The organism is Streptomyces sp. NPDC006879 (genome assembly GCF_042869595.1).
Classification (GTDB): domain Bacteria; phylum Actinomycetota; class Actinomycetes; order Streptomycetales; family Streptomycetaceae; genus Streptomyces.
In genome coordinates this window covers 105,637-127,175 of the sequence record NZ_JBIAGC010000015.1, presented here as the reverse complement: position 1 = coordinate 127,175, position 21,539 = coordinate 105,637, and the positions used below count along the sequence as shown (strand labels likewise).

The following is a 21,539-nucleotide window of genomic DNA, read 5'->3' as shown; positions in this document are numbered from 1 at the left end:
TTAGAGGCTTGACGAACGTTCTTCCAGATGTTCCCGGTACTTCACCGGACCCGGGTCCCAGGCGTGCCCCCGAGCGCGACTAGTCTCACGACGTGGAGTCCTATCGCAGTCGGCCCAGGGTCGGCCACATCCAGTTCCTGAACTGTCTGCCGCTCTACTGGGGCCTGGCCAGGACCGGCACGCTCCTGGATCTGGAGCTGACGAAGGACACCCCGGAGAAGCTCAGTGAGCGACTGGTGGCCGGCGACCTCGACATCGCCCCGATCACCCTGGTCGAGTTCCTGCGCAACGCCGATCAGCTGGTGGCCTTTCCCGATCTCGCCGTGGGCTGTGACGGGCCGGTGATGTCCTGCGTGATCGTTTCGCAGGTCCCGCTCGCCCGTCTGGACGGTGCCCGGGTGGCGCTCGGCTCCACCTCCCGCACCTCCGTGCGGCTGGCCCAGCTGTTGCTGGGCGAGCAGTACGCGGTCCGACCGGACTACTACTCCTGCCCGCCCGACCTGGGCGTGATGATGCAGGAGGCCGAGGCGGCGGTGCTGATCGGGGACGCCGCGCTGCGAGCCTCCCTGCACGATGCGCCCCGGCTGGGCCTGGAGGTGCACGACCTGGGCCAGATGTGGAAGCAGTGGACAGGCCTGCCGTTCGTCTTCGCGGTGTGGGCGGCCCGACGGGAGTACCTGGAGCGTGAACCGGCCGTGGTCCAGCGGGTCCACGAGGCGTTCCTGGCCTCCCGGGACCTCTCGCTCCAGGAAGTGGCCAAGGTCGCCGAGCAGGCGGCCCGCTGGGAGGCGTTCGACGCCGAGCTGTTGGAGCGGTACTTCACCACGCTGGACTTCCGCTTCGGGCCCGCGCAGCTGGCCGGGGTGCAGGAGTTCGCGCGCCGGACCGGGCCGACCACCGGCTTTCCTGCCGACGTCCGGGTGGAACTGCTCGGTGCGGCCGTCTGAGCCCGGCTTCCGGTCGAGGCCCCTACCGGACCGCGGTGACGAACAGGTCAGGGCATTAAGGGGTTGATCACCCTGAATCGTCCGTTTTCCTGTCTTCTGTGCTGATCGTTCCGTCTCGGTGTGGGTCCGCGACTTCGATTCGCCACCCGGAGCAGTTTCCTCCGTATCGATCCGGGTGATCCGCGCCACACCGGAGCCCCCGCGCGGCTAGGGTGCGAGTCGGTGACCCCTTGCGCACGCGCCGCGACCGCGCGGGCCACCGGGGGAGTTCAGGAGGGTGACGTCATGCAGCCGCTTCAGGCGGAGGAACCGCGGACCATCGGCGCCTACCGGCTGCTCGGCCGGCTCGGTACAGGCGGGATGGGCCGGGTCTACCTCGGCCGCAGCGCGGGCGGCCGGACTGTGGCGATCAAGATCGTGCACCCTCAGTTCGCCGCCGACGAGCAGTTCCGGGCGCGCTTCCGGCGGGACGTGGAGGCGGCCCGTCGAGTGGGCGGCGAATGGACCGCCCCCGTCCTGGACGCCGACCCGGACGCCACCGTCCCCTGGGTGGCCACCGGCTACGTGGCCGGCCCCTCGCTGGCCCGGGCGGTGGCCGTACACGGCCCGTTGCCGGAAGCGACGGTACGGGCGCTGGGCGCAGGTCTCGCCGAGGCTCTCTGTGCCGTGCACGACCTGGGACTGGTCCACCGCGACGTGAAGCCGTCCAACGTGCTGTTGGCCGTGGACGGGCCTCGGTTGATCGACTTCGGCATCGCCCGCGCCACCGAGGTGGGCGCCTCCCTCACCGGGGTGTCCATCGGATCGCCCGCTTACATGGCGCCCGAACAGATCCAGGGCAAGGCGGCCACCGGCGCGGCGGACGTCTTCTCGATGGGCGCCGTGCTCGCCTTCGCCGCCACCGGGGTGGCGCCCTTCTGCGCGGACAGCTCCGCGGGGCTCCTGCACCAGGTGGTGCACGAGGCCCCGCGGCTGGACGGTCCGCTGACCGGGGTGATGCGCGAGTTGGTGTCCGAGTGCCTGGAGAAGAGCCCGATGGCGCGGCCCGCGCCGCACGAGGTCGCGGCCTTCCTCGCCCCGGCCGGGGTGCAGGTGTTGATGGCCGAGGCCTGGCTGCCCGCCTCCCTGGTCGCCGAGGTGGGCCGGGCCGCCGTGAAGTCCCTGGAGCTCGAACCCTCCGCCCCGACCTCGGAGGTCGACGACGCCGAGGTCGCCGCCCGGGCGGGCGAGGCGGACGCGGCAGACACGGCGGGCTCCGCGGTCGAATCCGTTCCGAAGACCGACACCGAGACCGAAGCCGAGGCGACCGCCACGGGGCGGGCGCCGGCAGCGGCCCAGGACGCTCAGGACGAGGCCGACGAGGCGGAGCGGCGACCGGTGTCGGACCCTGTTGCCGCCGTCGTGGAGAAGAGCCACCCGCAGCCGGCCGGGTCGGTGTCAGCGCCCCGCTCCGGTACGGCGCGGCGGGCGGAGGCGGCGCCGGCCGGTGCCACCGTCGCCGGCTCCGGCGTGGCCACCTTCGATCCGCCCGCGGACGTCGCGGCGCTGAAGGCCGCGTCTGCCCGGCGGCGTGAAACCGTCCCTGTGGACGGCGAACGGCCCCGTGGGGCGGCTGCGGCACGGAGTGTCCCTGCGGTGCCGGCGCCCCGCGCCGGGGAGCCGGCACCGCCCCCGGTGCGTGAGGCCACCGTCACGGTGGCCGCGCGGCGTCGGGTGCGCCGCAGGGCCCTCCTCGCGGTCGGTGCGCTCGCGGTAGCCGCCGTCGGAGGGCTGTTCGCTCTGGACGTGCTGCCCGGTGGTGGGGACGGGGATGCGGAACCCCGGGCGGCGGGCGCAGCCGGCTCGCCCTCGGTCAGCGCCGGCCCCGGCGGCGCGGTCACCGTCCCCGTGGCGCTGATCGGCACCTGGAAGGGGACGGTGACCACAGCCCGTCTCGGGGTGCCGAGCGAGTTCGAGATCAACATCCATCAAGGTCGGGTCGGGGATGTCGTCGCCCGGGACCGGTCCAAGGTGAAGCTGCGCGGGCAGATCTATGACTGCAGTGCCGACTGGAAACTGGTGTCGGCGACCGTGCGGGCGATCGTGCTGGACACCACCGAGGGACCGAACCCGCACCCGGGGATCTGCTCGGGGGGTTCGGCTCGGGAGAGCTTTGCGCTGACGCCGACCGGAGCCCTCCACTACCGGTCGGGTGACGAGGCAGCCGGTCAGCCTGAGGGCGACCTCAGCCGCCGCGGCTGAGGTGCTCGGCGCGAGGGCAGTCGCCGAAGGCGGCGGGTCCGGGGCGGGGCCCCGCGGTCCCCTGGGGTTGTGGTGTCGAGGGGTGAGGGGTCGGGTAGTTGCCCGGGGGCGCTGGCGTAGGCTGACTGGGTCCGGACCCCCCTGACAGCCGACGACACACGTCACACACGACACACCACCGAAAGGTGACGCACCGGTGACCGACCAGGCCGCTCTCCAGTCTGTCCTCGACCGCGCCGCCGCAGGGGGCCGGATCACCGCGGAGGAGGCGCTCGACCTCTACCGCTCCGCTCCGCTGCACGCGCTCGGCTCCGCCGCCGACACCGCGCGCCGTCGGCGCTACGCGGGCACCGAGCACATCGCGACGTACATCATCGAGCGGAACATCAACTACACCAACGTGTGTGTGACGGCCTGCAAGTTCTGCGCCTTCTACGCCGCGCCCAAGGACACGCGCAAGGGTTGGTCCCGCGACCTCGACGACATCCTTCGCCGCTGCGCGGAGACCGTCGAACTCGGCGGCACGCAGATCATGTTCCAGGGCGGGCACCACCCCGAGTACGGAGTGGAGTACTACGAGGAGCACTTCTCCGCGATCAAGCGAGCCTTCCCGCAGCTGGTCATCCACTCCCTCGGGGCCTCCGAGGTGGAGCACATGGCCAAGATCTCGGGGGTCTCCGCCGAGGACGCGATCCGCCGCATCCATGCCGCAGGCCTGGACTCTTTCGCCGGTGCCGGCGCCGAACTGCTCCCCGAGCGGCCCCGCAAGGCCATCGCACCGCTGAAGGAGTCGGGCGAGCGCTGGCTGGAGATCATGGAACTCGCCCACCGGATGGGCGTGGAATCCACCTCGACCATGCTGATGGGCACCGGCGAGACCAACGCCGAACGCATCGAGCACCTGCGGATGATCCGCGACGTGCAGGACCGCACGGGCGGCTTCCGGGCCTTCATCCCGTACACGTACCAGCCCGAGAACAACCACCTCAAGGGACGCACCCAGGCGACGATCTTCGAGTACCTGCGGATGATCGCGATCGCCCGACTCTTCCTCGACAACGTCGCGCACATCCAAGGATCCTGGCTGACCGTAGGCAAGGAAGCCGGCCAGCTGTCCCTGCACTACGGCGCGGACGACCTCGGCTCGATCATGCTGGAGGAGAACGTGGTCTCCTCCGCCGGCGCCAAGCACCGCTCCAACCGCCAGGAGATCATCGACCTGATCCGCAAGGCCGGCCGGACCCCGGCGCAGCGCGCCACGACCTACGAGCACCTGATGGTGCACGAGGACCCGGCCCTGGACCCGGTCGACGAGCGGGTGGTCTCGCACATCTCCTCCACCGCGCTGGAGGGCGGGACCGCCCACCCCGAACTCAAGCTGATCTCCTCCAACTGACCCCGCCCCCGTGCTCACGCTGCACACCACCGCGCTGTTGCTCCCCGGCGACGGGGAGACGATCGCCGGTGGTGCGGTACTCGTCGACGGCGACCGGATCGCCGCGCTCGGTACGGCGCAAGCGCTCCGTGCCGAGCACCCGGCGGCTCGGGTGCGCCACTGGCCCGGAGCGCTGACCCCGGGGTTGCGGCAGCGGCACGCGACCTGGTTGCTCACCGGCTGCTACTTCCCCGACCCCCGGGAGGCGGCGGAACTGGGGGAGTTGCCCCTCTTCGGTCCGGCGCTCGACGCGCTCGCCCTGGACGCGCCGCGACGCGCGGGCAGCGTGCGCCGCGGACTCCAGCAGATGTTGCGTCGGGGAACCACCGCCGTCGCCGTCGACCCCGGACACCCGCTGCTCGCACCGGCGGTGTCCCGCGTCGGACTCCTGACGTACCGGGCCGCTGTCGGGACGGACGGGCCGCCCGGCATCGCCGTTCTGGACCCGCTGTCGGGGGTCCGCACGCTGGCCGAGGCGATCGCGGGGCCCCTGGAGGTCGGAGCGCGCGCCGACCTCGCCGCCTTCGACGCCCCCGACGAGGCCGCGCTGCTCACGGGCGGTGGGAACACCTGCCTGGCGACCGTGCTGGGCGGGCGCCTCGTGTACCGGGCGCGCTGAACCCCGTACCCCGTACGGCGGCCTCGTCACCGCCTTCGCGCCCGGCGGCCCGTCCGGCCGTACCGCCACCTCGATCGTTGGGGGGGCCTGCCAGAATGTCCGGGTACCCGCCCGAACCGATCGAGTGAGCGAGGCCGAACGCCAGTGTCCCGTGCTTCCCTGGACAAGCAGCCGCATGAAGTCGCCTCGATGTTCGACGACGTCGCGGCGAACTACGACCTGACCAATGACGTGCTCTCCCTCGGCCAGACCCGGTCGTGGCGCAAGGCGGTCGCCGCGGCGGTCGGCGCCCGCCCCGGGCAGAAGGTGCTCGACCTCGCCGCCGGCACCGCCACCTCCTCGCTGCCCTTCGCGGCCACGGGCGCCTACACCGTGCCCTGCGACTTCTCGCTGGGCATGCTCCGCCAGGGCAAGAAGCGACACCCGTACCTGCCGTTGACCGCGGGGGACGCCACGAAGCTGCCGTTCCGCGACGAGGTCTTCGACGCCGTCACCATCTCCTTCGGGCTGCGCAACGTGCAGGCCACCGACGAGGCGCTGGCCGAGCTCCACCGCGTCACCAAGCCCGGCGGGAGGGTCGTCATCTGCGAGTTCTCACAGCCGACCTGGACGCCCTTTCGGACCGTGTACACCGAGTACCTGATGCGCGCGCTGCCTCCGGTGGCGCGGGCCGTGTCCTCGAACCCGGACGCGTACGTCTACCTCGCCGAGTCCATCCGAGCCTGGCCCGACCAGCCCGAACTCGCCGCGATGCTCGGCAAGGCCGGCTGGCGCCGGGTGGCGTGGCGCAATCTCACCGGCGGTGTCGTCGCCCTGCACCGCGGCTACAAGAACGCGTAGTCGCCGTCGTGGACTACCAGGCACTTTTGGGGCAGATTGCCGAGGACATCGCCCCACTCATCGGCAGCGGCACCCCGGCCGAGTACATTCCCGCGCTGGCGACGGTCGACCCGAACCGCTTCGGCATGGCGATAGCCGACGTCGACGGCAAGGTCTACGGGGTGGGTGACTGGGAGATGCCCTTCTCGGCGCAGTCGGTGACCAAGGTCTTCGCGCTGGCCCTCGCGCTCGCGGAGGGCGGGCCCAGTCTGTGGGAGCGGGTCGGGCGGGAGCCCTCCGGCAACCCGTTCAACTCCCTGGTGCAGCTGGAGTACGAACAGGGCATCCCGCGCAATCCGTTCATCAACGCGGGTGCCCTGGTCGTCACCGACAGGCTCCAGACCCTGACCGGCGACGCCAGTAGCGAACTGCTGGAGTTCCTGAAGCAGGAGAGCGGCAACCCGGAGCTGGCCTTCGACGCCGAGGTGGCCGCCTCGGAAGCCGACCACGGGGACCGCAACGCGGCCGTCGCCCACTTCATGGCGTCCTACGGCAACATCGACAATCCGGTACCGGCCCTGCTGGAGCACTACTTCTGGCAGTGCTCCATCGAGATGAGCTGCGCCGACCTGGCCCTCGCCGTGCGCTTCCTGGCCCGGCACGGCCTGCGCGCCGACGGCACTCGGCTGCTCACCCGCAGCGAGGCCAAGCAGATCAACGCCGTGATGATGACCTGCGGTACCTACGACGCGGCCGGGGAGTTCGCCTACCGGGTGGGCCTGCCCGGCAAGAGCGGGGTCGGCGGCGGGATCGTCGCGGTGGTCCCCGGACGCTGCACCCTCGCGGTGTGGAGCCCGGGCCTGGACGAACGCGGCAACTCGGTGGCCGGAGTGGCCGCGCTGGACCGTTTCACCACCCGCACCGGCCTGTCCGTCTTCTGACCCCCCACCGGACCGCGCCCGGACGCCCTCACAGCTGAAGGCGGTAGCAGTGGCCCGAGCGCTCCGACTTCGGGGTGGTGTAGACGTCGACGAGCTCCATCCCCAGGCGCCGGGTCACCGCGATGGAACGCACGTTGCGCTCGTCGACCATGGCGACCACCTGCGCCACGCCCGCGGCCCGCACCCGGTCGAGCGTCTGGCGCGCTGCCGCCGTGACGTAACCCTTGCCCCAATGCGGCCGGGCCAGCCGCCACCCGATCTCTATCTGGCCCACCGGCCCCCAGTCCCAGGGCCACGGTTGGGCGCCGACGAAGCCCAGGACGCGGCCCTCCTCGTCGAGGACCGTCCACAGGCAGAAACCCAGTTGGGCGTCGTGCATCCGTTGGCGGGCGGTCAGCTCCTCGTACACCGAGAGCTCGGCGGGCCGACCACCGTGGAACTCCATCACCTCAGGATCGGCGAAGGCCTGGTGCCAGGCGAAGGCGTCTTCCTCGGAGGGCACCCGCAGCTGGACGGCGGGCAGCGGCTGAAGCGGCATGGTCATCGAGGGCAGCCCTTCGGGTTCGTGATCACCTGTCGCTGCATAGACTGCCCATGTCCTGTGCAATCGGCACCCTATATCGAGTCTTCGGGAGATCACGCCGTGACCGAGCCCCTCTCCGAACACACCGCGGATGTGATCGTCGTCGGTGCCGGGCCCGCCGGCTCGACCACCGCCTACTACCTGGCGAAGGCGGGACTCGACGTCCTGCTGTTGGAGAAGACCGCCTTCCCCCGCGAGAAGGTGTGCGGCGACGGCCTGACCCCGCGCGCCACCAAGCAGCTCGTCGCCATGGGCATCGACGTCTCCGAGGAAGCCGGCTGGCTGCGCAACAAGGGACTGCGCATCATCGGTGGCGGCCAGCGCCTCCAACTGGACTGGCCGGACCTCGCCTCCTTCCCGGACTACGGCCTGGTCCGCAAAAGGGACGACTTCGACGAGCAACTCGCCCGGCAGGCGCAGAAGGCCGGTGCCCGGCTCTACGAGCGGTGCAACGTCGGCGAGCCGATCCGCGACGAACGCACCGGTCACATCACGGGGGTGCGCGCCAAGCTGGGGGAGGAGAAGACGCAGGTCTCCTTCCACGCCCCACTGGTGGTGGCGGCCGACGGCAACTCCTCAAGGCTGTCGCTGGCCATGGGGCTGCACCGCATGGAGGAGCGCCCGATGGGCGTGGCCGTGCGGACCTACTTCACCTCGCCCCGACACGACGACGACTACCTGGAGTCCTGGCTGGAGCTGTGGGACCGGCGCGGCGCTCAGGACCGCCTGCTGCCCGGCTACGGCTGGATCTTCGGCATGGGCGACGGCACCTCGAACGTGGGCCTGGGCATCCTCAACTCCTCTTCGGCCTTCAGGGAACTGGACTGGCGCGAGGTGCTGAAGGCCTGGTGTGCTTCCATGCCGGAAGACTGGGGCTACACGCCGGAGAACATGACCGGTCCGATCCGGGGCGCCGCCCTGCCGATGGCCTTCAACCGGCAGCCGCACTACACCAAGGGCCTGCTGCTGGTCGGTGATGCCGGCGGCCTGGTCAACCCCTTCAACGGCGAGGGCATCGCCTATGCGATGGAGTCCGGCCAGATCGCGGCCGAGGTCATCGTGCAGGCGCACGCCCGGCAGACCCCGACGCAGCGGGAGCTGGCCCTGCACGGCTACCCCAAGGTCCTCAAGGAGACCTACGGCGGCTATTACACGCTGGGCCGGGCCTTTGTGAAGTTGATCGGGAACCCGAAGGTGATGAAGGTGGCCGCCCAGCGCGGACTGACCCACCCGGTCTTGATGCGCTTCACGTTGAAGATGCTCGCCAACCTCACCGACCCGACCGGCGGGGACGCGATGGACCGGGTCATCAACGGTCTGAGCAAGGTGGCCCCCAAAGCCTGATCGTTCGAGGCCGGGCCACGCGGCACGAGTCGGGCAGGCCGGAAGGTGCGACGTATCAGAGGTCACCGGCAGCACCGGGGGTTCACCACGCCCCGATTGCACCGATGGGCCCGTCGCCCCCCTGAAGAAGCGACGACGGCAACTGGTGCCCTTCTGTGCCCCGCACGCCGCAGGGCCGGTACACCGCCCCCGAGCGGAGGTGTACCGGCCCTTGGCGGGTGCAGGGGGTCTTACAGGACCCGGACGGCGCCCGAGGGGGTGTCCCAGTCCAGGGAGCGCTTGACGACTCCGGTGGAGGAGTTCTGCGCACCGACGAACTGGCCGCCGCCCACGTAGATCGCCACATGGTAGGCGCTTCCAGCACCGCCCCAGTACAGGATGTCGCCCGCCTTGAGGTTGGACAGGGAGACCTGGGTGCCGGCCGAGGACTGTCCCTGGGACATGCGGGGCAGCGAGATGCCGGCCTGTCGGTAGGCCGCCTGGACCAGGCCCGAGCAGTCCCAGGAGTTGGGGCCGGTGGCCCCCATCACGTAGGAGTCGCCCACCTGCGCCAGAGCGAAGTTGACGATGGCCGCTGCTGAACCGGTGGCCTTCGAGGTGGTCTTGGCCGTCGAGCTCTTGGGAGTGGAGCTCTTGGTGCTGCCGGAGGCGGAACTCCCGTCGGTGGAGGTGGAGTTCTTGGGCGCGGTCAGCGTGGTGCGGGCAGCGGAGCGTGCGGCCCGCTCCGCGGCGGCCCGGCGCTCGGCGGCTGCCTTCGCTTTGGCCTCGGCCTCCGCTTCGGCCCTCGCTTCCGCCTCCGCCTTCTTCTTCGCCTCTGCCTTCGCCTTCTTGGCAAAGGTGGCGGCCTCCTCGCGGGCCGCCTCCTCGCGGGCGGTGAGTTCCTGCTCCAGCGCGGCCTGTTCGGTGGCCTCGGCGGACTTGTTCAGGGCGGCGGTCACCGAGGCGGTGACCGCCGAGAGGTCCAGGACCGGCATCTCGATGGTCTCGGTCACCGGCTCCGTGGTCTCGGCCGCGCTCGCCGGCCCGGCCATGGCCAGGGTGCCGAGGACGCCACCGGCGACGCCGGCGCGAACGGCGAGCTTCGAGGCGCTGCGGCGCGGCTTGCGGTGGCTGGGTATGTGAGCGGTGAGGGACATGAGGACAACCGCTATCAGCCGGTTGCGGTTCCCTTCAAGAAACGTGCTTTGCGCCACAGTTACGCGGTAGTGGCGCGAATTCGGCTGCCCGCAAGCCTTATTGACGGCGTAACGGACTAATCGGGCTCCCGCCTGCACGCTGTTGACGTGCCACTTTCGATTGGATGCCCGAATTGATCCATCACCTACCATCTGGCCGTTAGATGGCCAAGCCCGCTTTCGCTGCCGCGAATGCCGCGTGGTGCAGGTCACAGGTTCATCACGTCTGGCTCGTGAACGGATGCACGTGTCCACCTGGGTACACGCATGTCCCCCGGTCGGGGGGTGTGGGGTGCGATACCCCGGTGGGGCATCATCAGGCAAATTTGCCTGTAGCTCACATCATTTGATAGGGGAGACCCCCTTCTACCTGCGGTAACGCGGTTGGATATCACCTCTGGTGACCACTTGGGTGCTTCACGTATGAAGATCACCGCTCATCCGACTTCATGATCGTTCGTCAGGTGGTGAAGATCACAAACTCGTTGTCGGTACCCGTGTCGCAGATCACAGAGCGGCGGGCATAGGATGCGCAGCAGTCCGGCTTGTGAACTGCCTCACATGTACACGATCTTCGCGGGGCGGGGCGCACGCCGGGATGGCGGTCCAACGGTCAAGGACGACTGGAAGGAGCGAGGAGCGTGAATGCCTACGCGCCCGTCCTCGTGCTCGGCGCCCTCGCGGCAGGCTTTGCGATCTTTTCCGTGGTCATGGCCACGCTTATCGGCCCAAGGCGGTACAACCGGGCAAAGCTTGAGGCTTACGAGTGCGGTATCGAACCGACACCCACGCCGGCCGGTGGCGGTCGCTTCCCTATCAAGTACTACCTGACGGCGATGCTCTTCATCGTCTTCGACATCGAAATCGTCTTCCTCTACCCCTGGGCGGTCACCTTCGACGCGCTCGGGATCTTCGGGCTCGTGGAGATGTTGCTCTTCGTGCTCACCGTGTTCGTTGCCTACGCGTACGTATGGCGGCGCGGCGGCCTGGAATGGGACTGAGGGGCTCACCGACATGGGACTCGAAGAGAAGCTGCCGAGCGGATTCCTGCTGACCACCGTCGAGCAGGCCGCGGGATGGGTGCGCAAGGCGTCCGTCTTCCCCGCGACCTTCGGCCTCGCCTGCTGCGCCATCGAGATGATGACCACCGGCGCCGGCCGCTACGACCTGGCCCGATTCGGCATGGAGGTCTTCCGCGGCTCCCCGCGCCAGGCCGACCTGATGATCGTCGCCGGGCGGGTGAGCCAGAAGATGGCCCCGGTCCTGCGTCAGGTCTACGACCAGATGCCCGCTCCCAAGTGGGTGATCTCCATGGGCGTGTGCGCCTCCTCGGGCGGCATGTTCAACAACTACGCGATCGTCCAGGGCGTGGACCACATCGTCCCGGTCGACATCTACCTGCCGGGCTGCCCGCCCCGCCCCGAAATGCTGATGGACGCGATCCTCAAGCTCCACCAGAAGATCCAGAGTTCCAAGCTCGGGGTCAACCAGGAGGAGGCGGCCCGCGAGGCGGAGGAGGCGGCCCTCAAGGCGCTCCCCACCATCGAGATGAAGGGGCTGCTCCGGTGAGCGACAGCAGTGAGAACCACACCGGCACGCAGGGGAACGGGGACAACGTTCCGGCTCAGCGCGCCGACACCGGCGAGGTCATCGGCCACCGCAAGGGCATGTTCGGCGCCGGCGGCGGCGGAGACACCACCGGCTACGGCGGCCTGCGCCGCACCGTCACCCTGCCCGGTGCCTCCACTCGCCCCTACGGGGGCTACTTCGAGGAGGTGGCCGACGAGCTCGAAGGCGCCCTGGAAGAACAGGGCGTGCTGCCGGCGAACGCCATCGAGAAGACGGTGGTCGACCGCGGGGAAGCGACCTTCCACATCGCCCGCGAACACCTGCTGAGGGTGGCCCGTACCCTGCGGGACGATCCGGCCCTGCGCTTCGAGCTGTGCACCGGGGTCAGTGGAGTCCATCTGCCCGAGGACAAGGGCCGTGAACTGCACGCCGTCTACCACCTGCGCTCGCTCACCCACGGCCGGTTGGTCCGGCTGGAGGTGTCGGCGCCCGACGGCGATCCACACATTCCTTCGTTGGTCGAGGTCTACCCGACCAACGACTGGCACGAGCGCGAGACCTACGACTTCTTCGGCATCGTCTTCGACGGCCACCCGGCCCTGACGCGGATCATGATGCCGGACGACTGGCAGGGCTTCCCGCAGCGCAAGGACTACCCCCTCGGCGGCATCCCCGTCGAGTACAAGGGCGCCCAGATCCCGGCTCCGGACCAGCGGAGGTCGTACAGCTGATGTCTGCATCCAACGGCACTTCCCACGCTTCCCCGCACGCCTCCGCCCGCGAGACCACCGAGGGCACCGTCTACACGGTCACCGGCGGCGACTGGGACGAGATCGTCCAGTCCGCCGCTCGGGCCGATGACGAGCGCATCGTCGTCAACATGGGTCCGCAGCACCCCTCCACCCACGGGGTGCTGCGGCTGATCCTGGAGATCGACGGCGAGACGGTCACCGAGGCGCGCTGTGGAATCGGCTACCTGCACACCGGCATCGAGAAGAACCTCGAATTCCGCAACTGGACGCAGGGCACCACCTTCGTGACCCGCATGGACTACCTGACGCCCTTCTTCAACGAGGCGGCCTACTGCCTCGGCGTCGAGAAGCTCCTGGGCATCACCGAGCAGGTCCCGGACCGGGCCTCGGTCATCCGCGTCCTGTTGATGGAGCTCAACCGGCTCTCCTCCCACCTGGTGTGCATCGCCACCGGCGGGATGGAACTCGGCGCCACCACGATGATGATCTACGGCTTCCGGGACCGTGAGCTGATCCTCGACGTGTTCGAGCTGATCACCGGCCTGCGCATGAACCACGCCTTCATCCGGCCCGGTGGTCTCGCCCAGGACCTCCCTCCGGGAGCCGTGGACCAGCTCCGCGACTTCGTCAAGACGATGAAGAAGAACCTGCCGGAGTACGACAAGCTCGCCACCGGCAACCCGATCTTCAAGGCCCGGATGCAGGACATCGGCTACCTCGACCTCGCCGGCTGCATGGCGCTCGGTGCCACCGGCCCCATCCTGCGCTCCGCCGGACTCCCGCACGACCTGCGCAAAACGGACCCGTACTGCGGTTACGAGAACTACGAGTTCGACGTTCCGACGGCCGAGACCTGCGACTCCTACGGGCGCTTCCTGATCCGCCTGGAGGAGATGCGCCAGTCGCTGCGCATCGTCGAGCAGTGCCTGGAGCGACTGGAGCCCGGGCCGGTCATGGTGAGCGACAAGAAGATCGCCTGGCCCGCCCAGCTGGCCCTCGGCCCGGACGGCCTCGGCAACTCGCTCGATCACATCCGGAACATCATGGGCACCTCCATGGAAGCGCTCATCCACCACTTCAAGTTGGTGACGGAGGGCTTCAGGGTGCCGCCCGGGCAGGTGTACGCGGCCGTCGAATCGCCCAAGGGCGAGCTGGGCGCGCACATCGTCTCCGACGGCGGTACCCGCCCCTACCGCGTGCACTTCCGCGATCCCTCGTTCACCAACCTGCAGGCCATGGCCGCGATGTGCGAGGGCGGCCAGGTCGCCGACGTCATCGTCGCCGTCGCCTCCATCGACCCCGTGATGGGAGGCGTTGACCGATGACGGACGCCACCTCGCCTACGAGTCTGGGCATGCCCCAACTTCCCGCCCCCGACTACCCGGCGGACGTCCGCGCCCGCCTGGAGACGGACGCGAAGGAGATCGTCGCCCGCTACCCGGACAGCCGCTCCGCGCTGCTGCCGCTGCTGCACCTGGTGCAGTCCGAGGAGGGCTACGTCTCCCGCACCGGGATGCGTTTTTGCGCCGAGGTGCTCGGCCTGACCACGGCCGAGGTCACCGCCGTCGCCACCTTCTACACCATGTACCGGCGCAAGCCCTCCGGGGACTACCAGGTGGGGGTCTGCACCAACACCCTGTGCGCGGTCATGGGCGGCGACGCCATCTTCGAGGAGCTCAAGACGCACCTGGGTGTTGCCAACAGCGAGACCACCGAGGACGGCAAGGTCACGCTGGAGCACATCGAGTGCAACGCGGCCTGCGACTTCGCTCCGGTGCTGATGGTCAACTGGGAGTTCTTCGACAACCAGACACCCGAGACCGCCAAGCAGCTCGTGGACGACCTGCGGGCCGGTCGCCCGGTGGAGCCGACCCGGGGTGCGCCACTGTGCACCTACCGGGAGACGTCGCGCATCCTGGCCGGTTTCCCCGACGAGCGGGAGGGCGCGGTCGGGGCGTCCGGCGGGGCCGGGCCCGCCTCCTTGGTCGGGCTCCGCTTGGCCAAGGGCGAGGCGCCCCACCGGGACCGGGTGGTGCACCCGCGCGGCGAGAGCCCCGCCTCAGGCGGTAGCCGCGAAGGTGCCGACGCTCCCGACGCAGCCATCGAGGAGGGGGAGTGATGACGGTGACAGCCGAGATCAACGAGAACGGAACCAGCCCGGAGAAGGTCCTCGCGCCCGTCCTCTCGGCCTTCTGGGACGAGCCGGACTCCTGGACTCTGGAGGCCTATCGGCGCCACGACGGCTACCAGGGCCTGCGCAAGGCACTCGCGATGAGCCCCGACGAGGTCATCGCGTACGTCAAGGACTCCGGTCTGCGCGGACGCGGCGGCGCCGGCTTCCCCACCGGGATGAAGTGGCAGTTCATCCCGCAGGGCGACGGCAAACCGCACTACCTGGTCGTCAACGCGGACGAGTCGGAGCCGGGAACCTGCAAGGACATCCCCCTCCTCTTCGCCAACCCGCACTCCCTCATCGAGGGCATCGTCATCGCCTGCTACGCGATCCGTTCGCAGCACGCCTTCATCTATCTGCGCGGCGAGGTCGTGCCGGTGCTGCGCAGGCTGCACGAGGCCGTGCGCGAGGCCTATGAAGCCGGCTACCTCGGCCCGAACGTGCTCGGCAGCGGACTCGATCTGGAACTCACCGTGCATGCGGGCGCCGGCGCGTACATCTGCGGTGAGGAGACCGCCCTGCTCGACTCGCTCGAAGGCCGCCGCGGCCAGCCGCGGCTGCGTCCTCCCTTCCCCGCCGTCGAGGGCCTCTACGCGTGCCCCACTGTGGTGAACAACGTCGAGTCCATCGCCTCGGTTCCCGCGATCCTCCACCGGGGCAAGGACTGGTTCAAATCCATGGGCAGCGAGAAGTCCCCCGGCTTCACGCTGTACTCGCTCAGCGGGCACGTGGCGGGCCCGGGCCAGTACGAAGCCCCGCTCGGCATCACCCTGCGCCAACTGCTGGACATGAGCGGCGGCATGCGGGCCGGGCACCGCCTGAAGTTCTGGACCCCGGGCGGCTCCTCCACCCCTATGTTCACCGACGAACACCTCGACGTTCCCCTCGACTACGAGGGCGTCAGCGCCGCCGGATCCATGCTGGGCACCAAGGCGCTCCAGTGCTTCGACGAGACCACCTGCGTGGTGCGGGCCGTCACCCGCTGGACCGAGTTCTACGCCCACGAGTCCTGCGGAAAGTGCACTCCCTGCCGCGAAGGGACCTACTGGCTGGTCCAGTTGCTACGGGACGTCGAGGCCGGCCGCGGTCGGATGGCCGACCTCGACAAGCTCGCCGACATCGCGGACAACATCAACGGCAAGTCCTTCTGCGCCCTCGGCGACGGCGCGGCCAGCCCCATCTTCTCCTCGCTGAAGTACTTCCGGGAGGAGTACGAGCAGCACATCACCGGTGCGGGCTGCCCCTTCGACCCCGCCCAGTCGACCTTGTGGGCCGACAGCCCCGCCAGCACCACGGAGGTGAACGCATGACAGTCACCGCGAACGCGCCCTCCGGGGGCGGCGAGGCGGCGATCGGGCGCGAGGACCTGATCTCGGTGACCATCGACGGTGTCGCCGTCAGCGTCCCCAAGGGGACCTTGGTGATCCGGGCGGCGGAGCTCATCGGCGTCGAGGTCCCGCGGTTCTGTGACCATCCTCTGCTCGACCCGGTCGGCGCCTGCCGCCAGTGCATCGTCGAAGTGGAGGGCCAGCGCAAACCCGTGGCCTCCTGCACCATCACCTGCACCGACGGCATGGTGGTCAAGACCCAGCTCACCTCGCCAGTGGCGGAGAAGTCCCAGCGCGGCGTCATGGAGCTGCTGCTGATCAACCACCCCCTGGACTGCCCGGTCTGCGACAAGGGCGGCGAGTGCCCGCTGCAGAACCAGGCGATGTCCCACGGTCAGGCCGACTCCCGCTTCGAGGGCCACAAGCGGACCTATGAGAAGCCGGTCGCGATCTCGACCCAGGTACTGCTCGACCGGGAACGGTGCGTGCTGTGCGCGCGCTGCACCCGTTTCTCCAACCAGATCGCCGGCGACCCCATGATCGAGCTGCTGGAGCGGGGAGCGCTCCAGCAGGTCGGCATCGGTGAGGGCGACCCCTTCGAGTCGTACTTCTCCGGCAACACCATCCAGATCTGCCCGGTCGGCGCCCTCACCTCGGCCGCCTACCGCTTCCGCGCCCGCCCCTTCGACCTGGTCTCCTCGCCGAGCGTGTGCGAACACTGCTCGGGCGGCTGTGCGACCCGTACGGACCACCGGCGCGGCAAAGTCATGCGCCGACTGGCCGCCGAGGACCCGGAGGTCAACGAGGAGTGGCTGTGCGACAAGGGCCGCTTCGGCTTCCGCTACGCCCAGCGCCCCGACCGGCTCACCCAGCCGTTGGTGCGCAACCCGGCGAGCGGTGAACTGGAGCCGGTGAACTGGCCGGAGGCGCTGGAGGCTGCGGCCCGCGGCCTGTCGGCGGCGCGGGGGCGGGCCGGCGTGCTGACCGGTGGCCGGCTCACCGTGGAGGACGCCTACGCGTACAGCAAGTTCGCGCGGATCGCCCTCGACACCAACGACATCGACTTCCGGGCCCGGCAGCACTCAAGTGAAGAGGCCGACTTCCTCGCCGCCCGGGTCGCCGGTCGCGGCCGTGACCTGGACGGTTCGGGAGTCACGCATGCTTCGCTGGAATCCGCCCCGGCGGTCCTGCTGGTGGGGTTCGAGTCCGAGGAGGAGGCCCCCGGGGTCTTCCTCCGGCTCCGCAAGGCCCACCGCAAGCACGGCCAGCGCACCTACTCCCTGGCGCCCTACGCCACCCGGGGCCTGGCCAAGGCCGGCGGAGTGCTGCTGCCCGCGGCCCCCGGCACCGAGACGGAGTGGCTGGACGCCCTGGCCTCCGGAGCAGGACTGGAGACCGGCGGGCAGGAGGCGTACGACGCGTTGCGCCAGCCCGGCGCGGTCATCGTCCTCGGGGAGCGGCTGGCCTCGGTGGCCGGCGCGCTGACCGCGGCGGTCCGGGCCGGCACCGCGAGCGGCGCCGCCGTGGTGTGGATCCCCAGGCGGGCCGGCGAGCGCGGCGCGATCGAGGCGGGCGCACTGCCTTCGCTGTTGCCGGGCGGTCGCCCCGCCACCGATCCGCGGGCCCGCGAGGAGGTCGCCCGCACCTGGGGCGTCGCCCAACTCCCGGTGCGCTACGGCCGGGACACCGGCCAGATCGTGGAGGCGGCGGCCACCGGGGAACTCGGTGCCCTGCTGGTCGCCGGGGTCGAGGTCGCGGACCTCCCGGACCCGGCGCGGGCCCGGGAGGCGCTGGCCGAGGCCTTCGTCGTCTCCTTGGAGTTGCGGCCCAGCGAGGTGACCGAGCGGGCGGACGTGGTCCTGCCGGTCGCGGCGGTCGCCGAGAAGCCCGGGACCTTCCTCAACTGGGAGGGGCGGGCCAGGCCCTTCGAGGCGGCACTCAAACCGGACCAGATGACCAGGCGGCTGGCCCCGAGCGACGCCCGGGTGCTGCACATGATCGCCGACGCCCTCGACGTCCACCTCGCACTGCCCGACCTGCGCTCCCTGCGCTCCGAGATGGACCGGTTGGGCGCCTGGTCGGGGGAGTTCGCTGACGACGCCGTCGAGTCGGCCCGGGCGCTGCCCCGGCCCGCCGAGGGCGAGGCGGTCCTGGCCGGACACCGGATGCTGCTTGACCAGGGTCGGCTCCAGGACGGTGACGAAGCGTTGGCCGGTACCCGGCATGCGGCCGTCGCCCGGCTCTCGGCCGCCACCGCGGCCGAGACCGGCGTCAAGGAAGGCGACGCTCTCTCCGTCACCGGCCCCTCGGGCACCGTGACGCTGCCGCTGCGGATCACCGAGATGCCCGACCGGGTGGTCTGGGCGCCCCTGAACTCGGTGGGCGAGGGCCTGACCTCGGACACCGGTGCCCATCCGGGCGAGCTGGTCCGCATCGGGCCCGCCACCGCACCGAGCCAGACGCACGAACCGGAGGTGTCCGCATGATGGCCCTGGCCACCGCACCTGGCAGCGGCTTGTTGCTCGCCGCGGAGGACCTGTCCCTGTTCGGCCGTGACCCATGGTGGCTCGTGGTGGTCAAGGCGGTCTTCTGTTTCGCCTTCCTGATGCTGACGGTGCTCTTCTCCATCGTGTGGGAGCGCAAGGTCGTCGCCTGGATGCAGTTGCGCATCGGCCCCAACCGCAACGGCCCCTGGGGGCTTCTTCAGTCCCTGGCCGACGGCGTCAAGTTGATGCTGAAGGAGGACGTGGTCGTCAAGCGGGCCGACAAGGCGGTCTATGTCCTGGCTCCGATCGTCGCGGCCATCCCCGCCTTCATGGCCATCGCCGTGATCCCCTTCGGGCCGGCCGGCAACGAAGTGTCGATCTTCGGCCAGCGCACCACGATGCAGTTGACCGATCTGCCCATCGCGATGCTGTACATCCTCGCGGTGGCCTCGGTGGGTATCTACGGCCTCGTCCTGGCCGGTTGGTCCTCCGGTTCCACGTACCCGCTGCTGGGTGGGTTGCGTTCCTGCGCCCAGATGATCAGCTACGAGATCGCGATGGGTGCGGCCTTCGCCTCGGTCTTCCTCTACTCGGGCTCGATGTCCACCTCGGCGATCGTGGACGCGCAGGCAGACCGCTGGTACATCCTGCTGCTTCCGGTCTCGTTCATCATCTACGTGGTCACCATGGTCGGGGAGACCAACCGGGCGCCGTTCGACATGCCGGAGTCCGAGGGCGACCTGGTGGGCGGCTTCAACACCGAGTACTCCTCGATCAAGTTCGCCCTGTTCATGCTCGCCGAGTACGTCAACATGGTCACCGTCTCAGCGGTCTCTGTCACGCTCTTCCTCGGTGGTTGGCGGGCTCCGTACCCGATCAGCACCTTCTGGGAGGGTGCGAACCACGGCTGGTGGCCGATGCTCTGGTTCGTCCTCAAGGTCCAGCTGTTCTTGTTCTTCTTCATCTGGCTGCGCGGGACCCTGCCCCGGGTGCGCTACGACCAGTTGATGAAGCTCGGTTGGAAGGTCCTGATCCCGGTCTCCGTGGTCTGGCTGATGCTGGTGGCCACGGTGCGCGCGCTGCGCAACGAGGACTACGCGTTCAACGAGATCCTGCTGTACGTCGGCGGGGCTGTGGTCGCGGTGCTGCTGTTGTCCCTCGTCGTCGATCTCTTCCGCGACCGCAGGCAACGGGCAGAAGCGGCCGGTCCAGCAGCTTCCGAAGCCGAGTTCGACCCGATGGCCGGCGGCTACCCGGTGCCGCCCAAGCCCGGCCAGACCCTTCCACCGGTTCCCCGCCGACGGCCCCGCGAGGAGCGGGAGTTGGTTGTCAGTGGTGGCGCCAATTCTGACAGTGACCGAGAGGAGGGTGCTGGGGATGTCTGATGAGAAGCGGCTGAACCCGGTTGCCGGCTTCGGCGTGACCTTCAAGGCCATGTTCAAGAAGCGGCTGACCGAGCAGTACCCGGAGCAGCAGAAGATCACCGCCCCCCGCTTCCACGGCCGGCACCAGCTCAACCGTCATCCGGACGGCCTGGAGAAGTGCATCGGCTGCGAGTTGTGCGCCTGGGCCTGTCCCGCCGACGCGATCTACGTGGAGGGCGCGGACAACACGGAGGAGGAGAGGTACTCCCCGGGGGAGCGGTACGGGCGCGTCTACCAGATCAACTACGCCCGCTGCATCCTGTGTGGCCTGTGCATCGAAGCCTGTCCGACCAGGGCGCTGACCATGACGAACGACTTCGAGTTGGCCGACAGTAGTCGGGCCTCGCTCATCTACACCAAGGAGGAACTGCTCGCCGGGCTGGAGGAGGGCATGGTCGAGGCCCCGCACTCGATCTTCCCTGGCGCGGACGAGCAGGACTACTACCGCGGTGCGGTCACCGGCGCCGCCCCTGGCACCGTCCGGCAGGTGGCTCTCTCCAAGGGAGAACAGCCCACAGAGGCGGGCACCTCCGAGGCAGCCGGCTCCGTCGCGGGCGAGCCCGCAGCGCAGGAGGTGACCAAGCGATGAGTGCAGCCCTGGAGTTGGCAGCCGCATCCACCACCTCGACCGGTGAGGCGGTGCAGTTCTGGATCCTCGGGATCACCGCCGTCATCGGCGCGCTCTGCACGATCCTGATGCGCAAGGCCGTGCACAGCGCGCTCTGCCTGGCCGGGACGATGATCATCCTGGCGGTGTTCTACCTGGCCAACGGCGCGTACTTCCTCGGCATCGTGCAGATCATCGTCTACACCGGTGCGATCATGATGCTCTTCCTCTTCGTGGTGATGCTGGTCGGTGTCACCGCGGCCGACTCCCTCAAGGAGACCCTCAAGGGTCAGCGGCTGATGGCCGCGCTCTGCGGCCTGGGCTTCGGGATCCTGCTGATCGCGGGGATCGCGAACGCCTCGCTGAAGACCTTCAACGGCCTCGGCAGGGTCAATTCCGCGGGAAACGTCGAGGGCCTGGCCGAGCTGATCTTCACCAGGTACGTGTTCGCCTTCGAGATCACCGGCGCCCTGCTGATCACCGCGGCCGTCGGTGCGATGGTCCTCACCCATCGGGAGCGCACCGAGGCCGCATCCACCCAGCGCGAGCTGGCCGAGCGTCGGGTCCGCGCGGGCGTGCAACTGCCTCCGCTGCCCGCCCCCGGCGTCTACGCCCGGCACAACGCGGTGGACGTCGAGGGGCTGCTGCCCGACGGCACCCCGTCCGAGCTGTCGGTCAGTCAGACGCTGCGCGCCCGAGGTCAGATCCGCGACGTGTCCGGCGAGGCCCTCGCCGACCTCAAGGCGCTGGAGCGCCGCTCCGCCGACCGGCTGGGCCGTGAAGAGGAGGCTGCCAAGTGAATCCGGTCAACTACCTCTACCTCGCCGCCCTGCTCTTCGGCATCGGCGCGGTGGGGGTCCTCATCCGGCGGAACGCGATCGTGCTGTTCATGTGCATCGAGCTGATGCTCAACGCCTGCAACCTCGCCCTCGTCACCTTCTCCCGGATGCACGGAAATCTCGACGGCCAGGTCATCGCCTTCTTCACGATGGTCGTCGCCGCCGCGGAGGTCGTGGTGGGCCTGGCGATCATCGTGTCGCTGTTCCGTACCCGCCACTCGGCCTCGGTCGACGACGCCAGCCTGATGAAGCTGTAA

General features: G+C 69.6%; 20 protein-coding genes. 18 read left to right on the top strand and 2 right to left on the bottom strand.

Annotated features, from left to right (window positions below; translation table 11 throughout):
- Positions 1-92: 92 nt before the first annotated feature.
- The 6 genes from ACFYMC_RS14850 (at position 93) to ACFYMC_RS14825 (ending at position 7,002) form a co-directional block, all read left to right on the top strand.
- Positions 93-947: a menaquinone biosynthetic enzyme MqnA/MqnD family protein gene (locus ACFYMC_RS14850; RefSeq protein ID WP_388524105.1), complete on the top strand. Its 855-nt coding sequence runs from the start codon at positions 93-95 to the stop codon at positions 945-947.
- Positions 948-1,232: 285 nt separating this feature from the next.
- Positions 1,233-3,188: a protein kinase gene (locus ACFYMC_RS14845; protein WP_388524102.1), complete on the top strand. Its 1,956-nt coding sequence runs from the start codon at positions 1,233-1,235 to the stop codon at positions 3,186-3,188.
- A 196-nt stretch (positions 3,189-3,384) separates the two neighbouring features.
- The gene (gene mqnC / locus ACFYMC_RS14840) at positions 3,385-4,584 is read left to right on the top strand and encodes a cyclic dehypoxanthinyl futalosine synthase (RefSeq protein ID WP_388524096.1); all 1,200 of its coding nucleotides are present in this window, start codon (positions 3,385-3,387) and stop codon (positions 4,582-4,584) included.
- 10 nt (positions 4,585-4,594) lie between these two features.
- Complete coding sequence (locus ACFYMC_RS14835) at positions 4,595-5,242, top strand: hypothetical protein (protein ID WP_388524093.1); 648 nt, start codon at positions 4,595-4,597, stop codon at positions 5,240-5,242.
- A gap of 144 nt (positions 5,243-5,386) precedes the next feature.
- The gene (locus ACFYMC_RS14830) at positions 5,387-6,082 is read left to right on the top strand and encodes a demethylmenaquinone methyltransferase (protein ID WP_388524091.1); all 696 of its coding nucleotides are present in this window, start codon (positions 5,387-5,389) and stop codon (positions 6,080-6,082) included.
- Positions 6,083-6,090: 8 nt separating this feature from the next.
- The gene (locus ACFYMC_RS14825) at positions 6,091-7,002 is read left to right on the top strand and encodes a glutaminase (protein WP_388524088.1); all 912 of its coding nucleotides are present in this window, start codon (positions 6,091-6,093) and stop codon (positions 7,000-7,002) included.
- Between the two features lie 28 nt (positions 7,003-7,030).
- On the opposite strand, the gene ACFYMC_RS14820 is transcribed toward ACFYMC_RS14825, so the two are convergent.
- On the bottom strand, positions 7,031-7,546 hold the full coding sequence (locus tag ACFYMC_RS14820) for a GNAT family N-acetyltransferase (RefSeq protein ID WP_388524085.1): 516 nt from the start codon (positions 7,544-7,546) through the stop codon (positions 7,031-7,033).
- A gap of 99 nt (positions 7,547-7,645) precedes the next feature.
- On the opposite strand from ACFYMC_RS14820, the gene ACFYMC_RS14815 reads away from it, so the two are divergent.
- On the top strand, positions 7,646-8,929 hold the full coding sequence (locus ACFYMC_RS14815; RefSeq protein WP_388524082.1) for a geranylgeranyl reductase family protein: 1,284 nt from the start codon (positions 7,646-7,648) through the stop codon (positions 8,927-8,929).
- A 230-nt stretch (positions 8,930-9,159) separates the two neighbouring features.
- On the opposite strand, the gene ACFYMC_RS14810 is transcribed toward ACFYMC_RS14815, so the two are convergent.
- Positions 9,160-10,065, bottom strand: a complete 906-nt coding sequence (locus tag ACFYMC_RS14810; protein WP_388524079.1) for a C40 family peptidase — start codon at positions 10,063-10,065, stop codon at positions 9,160-9,162.
- Between the two features lie 680 nt (positions 10,066-10,745).
- On the opposite strand from ACFYMC_RS14810, the gene ACFYMC_RS14805 reads away from it, so the two are divergent.
- From ACFYMC_RS14805 to nuoK, 11 genes are read left to right on the top strand one after another with little or no spacing between them, the layout of a single operon-like run.
- On the top strand, positions 10,746-11,105 hold the full coding sequence (locus ACFYMC_RS14805) for an NADH-quinone oxidoreductase subunit A (protein WP_388524076.1): 360 nt from the start codon (positions 10,746-10,748) through the stop codon (positions 11,103-11,105).
- Positions 11,106-11,118: 13 nt separating this feature from the next.
- Positions 11,119-11,673, top strand: a complete 555-nt coding sequence (locus ACFYMC_RS14800; RefSeq protein ID WP_388524073.1) for a NuoB/complex I 20 kDa subunit family protein — start codon at positions 11,119-11,121, stop codon at positions 11,671-11,673.
- Complete coding sequence (locus ACFYMC_RS14795; RefSeq protein ID WP_388524070.1) at positions 11,670-12,404, top strand: NADH-quinone oxidoreductase subunit C; 735 nt, start codon at positions 11,670-11,672, stop codon at positions 12,402-12,404. The genes ACFYMC_RS14800 and ACFYMC_RS14795 overlap by 4 nt, the downstream gene beginning before the upstream one ends.
- The gene (locus ACFYMC_RS14790; protein WP_388524067.1) at positions 12,404-13,750 is read left to right on the top strand and encodes an NADH-quinone oxidoreductase subunit D; all 1,347 of its coding nucleotides are present in this window, start codon (positions 12,404-12,406) and stop codon (positions 13,748-13,750) included. Before ACFYMC_RS14795 ends, ACFYMC_RS14790 begins: the two co-directional genes overlap by 1 nt.
- Entirely contained in the window at positions 13,747-14,544 is a 798-nt protein-coding gene (gene nuoE / locus ACFYMC_RS14785; RefSeq protein WP_388524064.1) for an NADH-quinone oxidoreductase subunit NuoE, read from the top strand. The genes ACFYMC_RS14790 and nuoE overlap by 4 nt, the downstream gene beginning before the upstream one ends.
- The gene (gene nuoF, locus ACFYMC_RS14780; RefSeq protein ID WP_388524061.1) at positions 14,544-15,908 is read left to right on the top strand and encodes an NADH-quinone oxidoreductase subunit NuoF; all 1,365 of its coding nucleotides are present in this window, start codon (positions 14,544-14,546) and stop codon (positions 15,906-15,908) included. Before nuoE ends, nuoF begins: the two co-directional genes overlap by 1 nt.
- A complete protein-coding gene (locus ACFYMC_RS14775) occupies positions 15,905-18,412 on the top strand; it encodes an NADH-quinone oxidoreductase subunit G (protein WP_388524058.1) in 2,508 nt (835 codons plus the stop codon). Before nuoF ends, ACFYMC_RS14775 begins: the two co-directional genes overlap by 4 nt.
- Positions 18,409-19,797, top strand: coding sequence for an NADH-quinone oxidoreductase subunit NuoH (nuoH, locus tag ACFYMC_RS14770; RefSeq protein WP_388524055.1), 1,389 nt, complete (start codon positions 18,409-18,411; stop codon positions 19,795-19,797). Before ACFYMC_RS14775 ends, nuoH begins: the two co-directional genes overlap by 4 nt.
- Positions 19,790-20,425, top strand: coding sequence for an NADH-quinone oxidoreductase subunit NuoI (gene nuoI / locus ACFYMC_RS14765; protein ID WP_388524052.1), 636 nt, complete (start codon positions 19,790-19,792; stop codon positions 20,423-20,425). The genes nuoH and nuoI overlap by 8 nt, the downstream gene beginning before the upstream one ends.
- Complete coding sequence (locus ACFYMC_RS14760; protein ID WP_388524049.1) at positions 20,422-21,243, top strand: NADH-quinone oxidoreductase subunit J; 822 nt, start codon at positions 20,422-20,424, stop codon at positions 21,241-21,243. The genes nuoI and ACFYMC_RS14760 overlap by 4 nt, the downstream gene beginning before the upstream one ends.
- Positions 21,240-21,539, top strand: a complete 300-nt coding sequence (gene nuoK, locus ACFYMC_RS14755; protein ID WP_388524045.1) for an NADH-quinone oxidoreductase subunit NuoK — start codon at positions 21,240-21,242, stop codon at positions 21,537-21,539. The genes ACFYMC_RS14760 and nuoK overlap by 4 nt, the downstream gene beginning before the upstream one ends.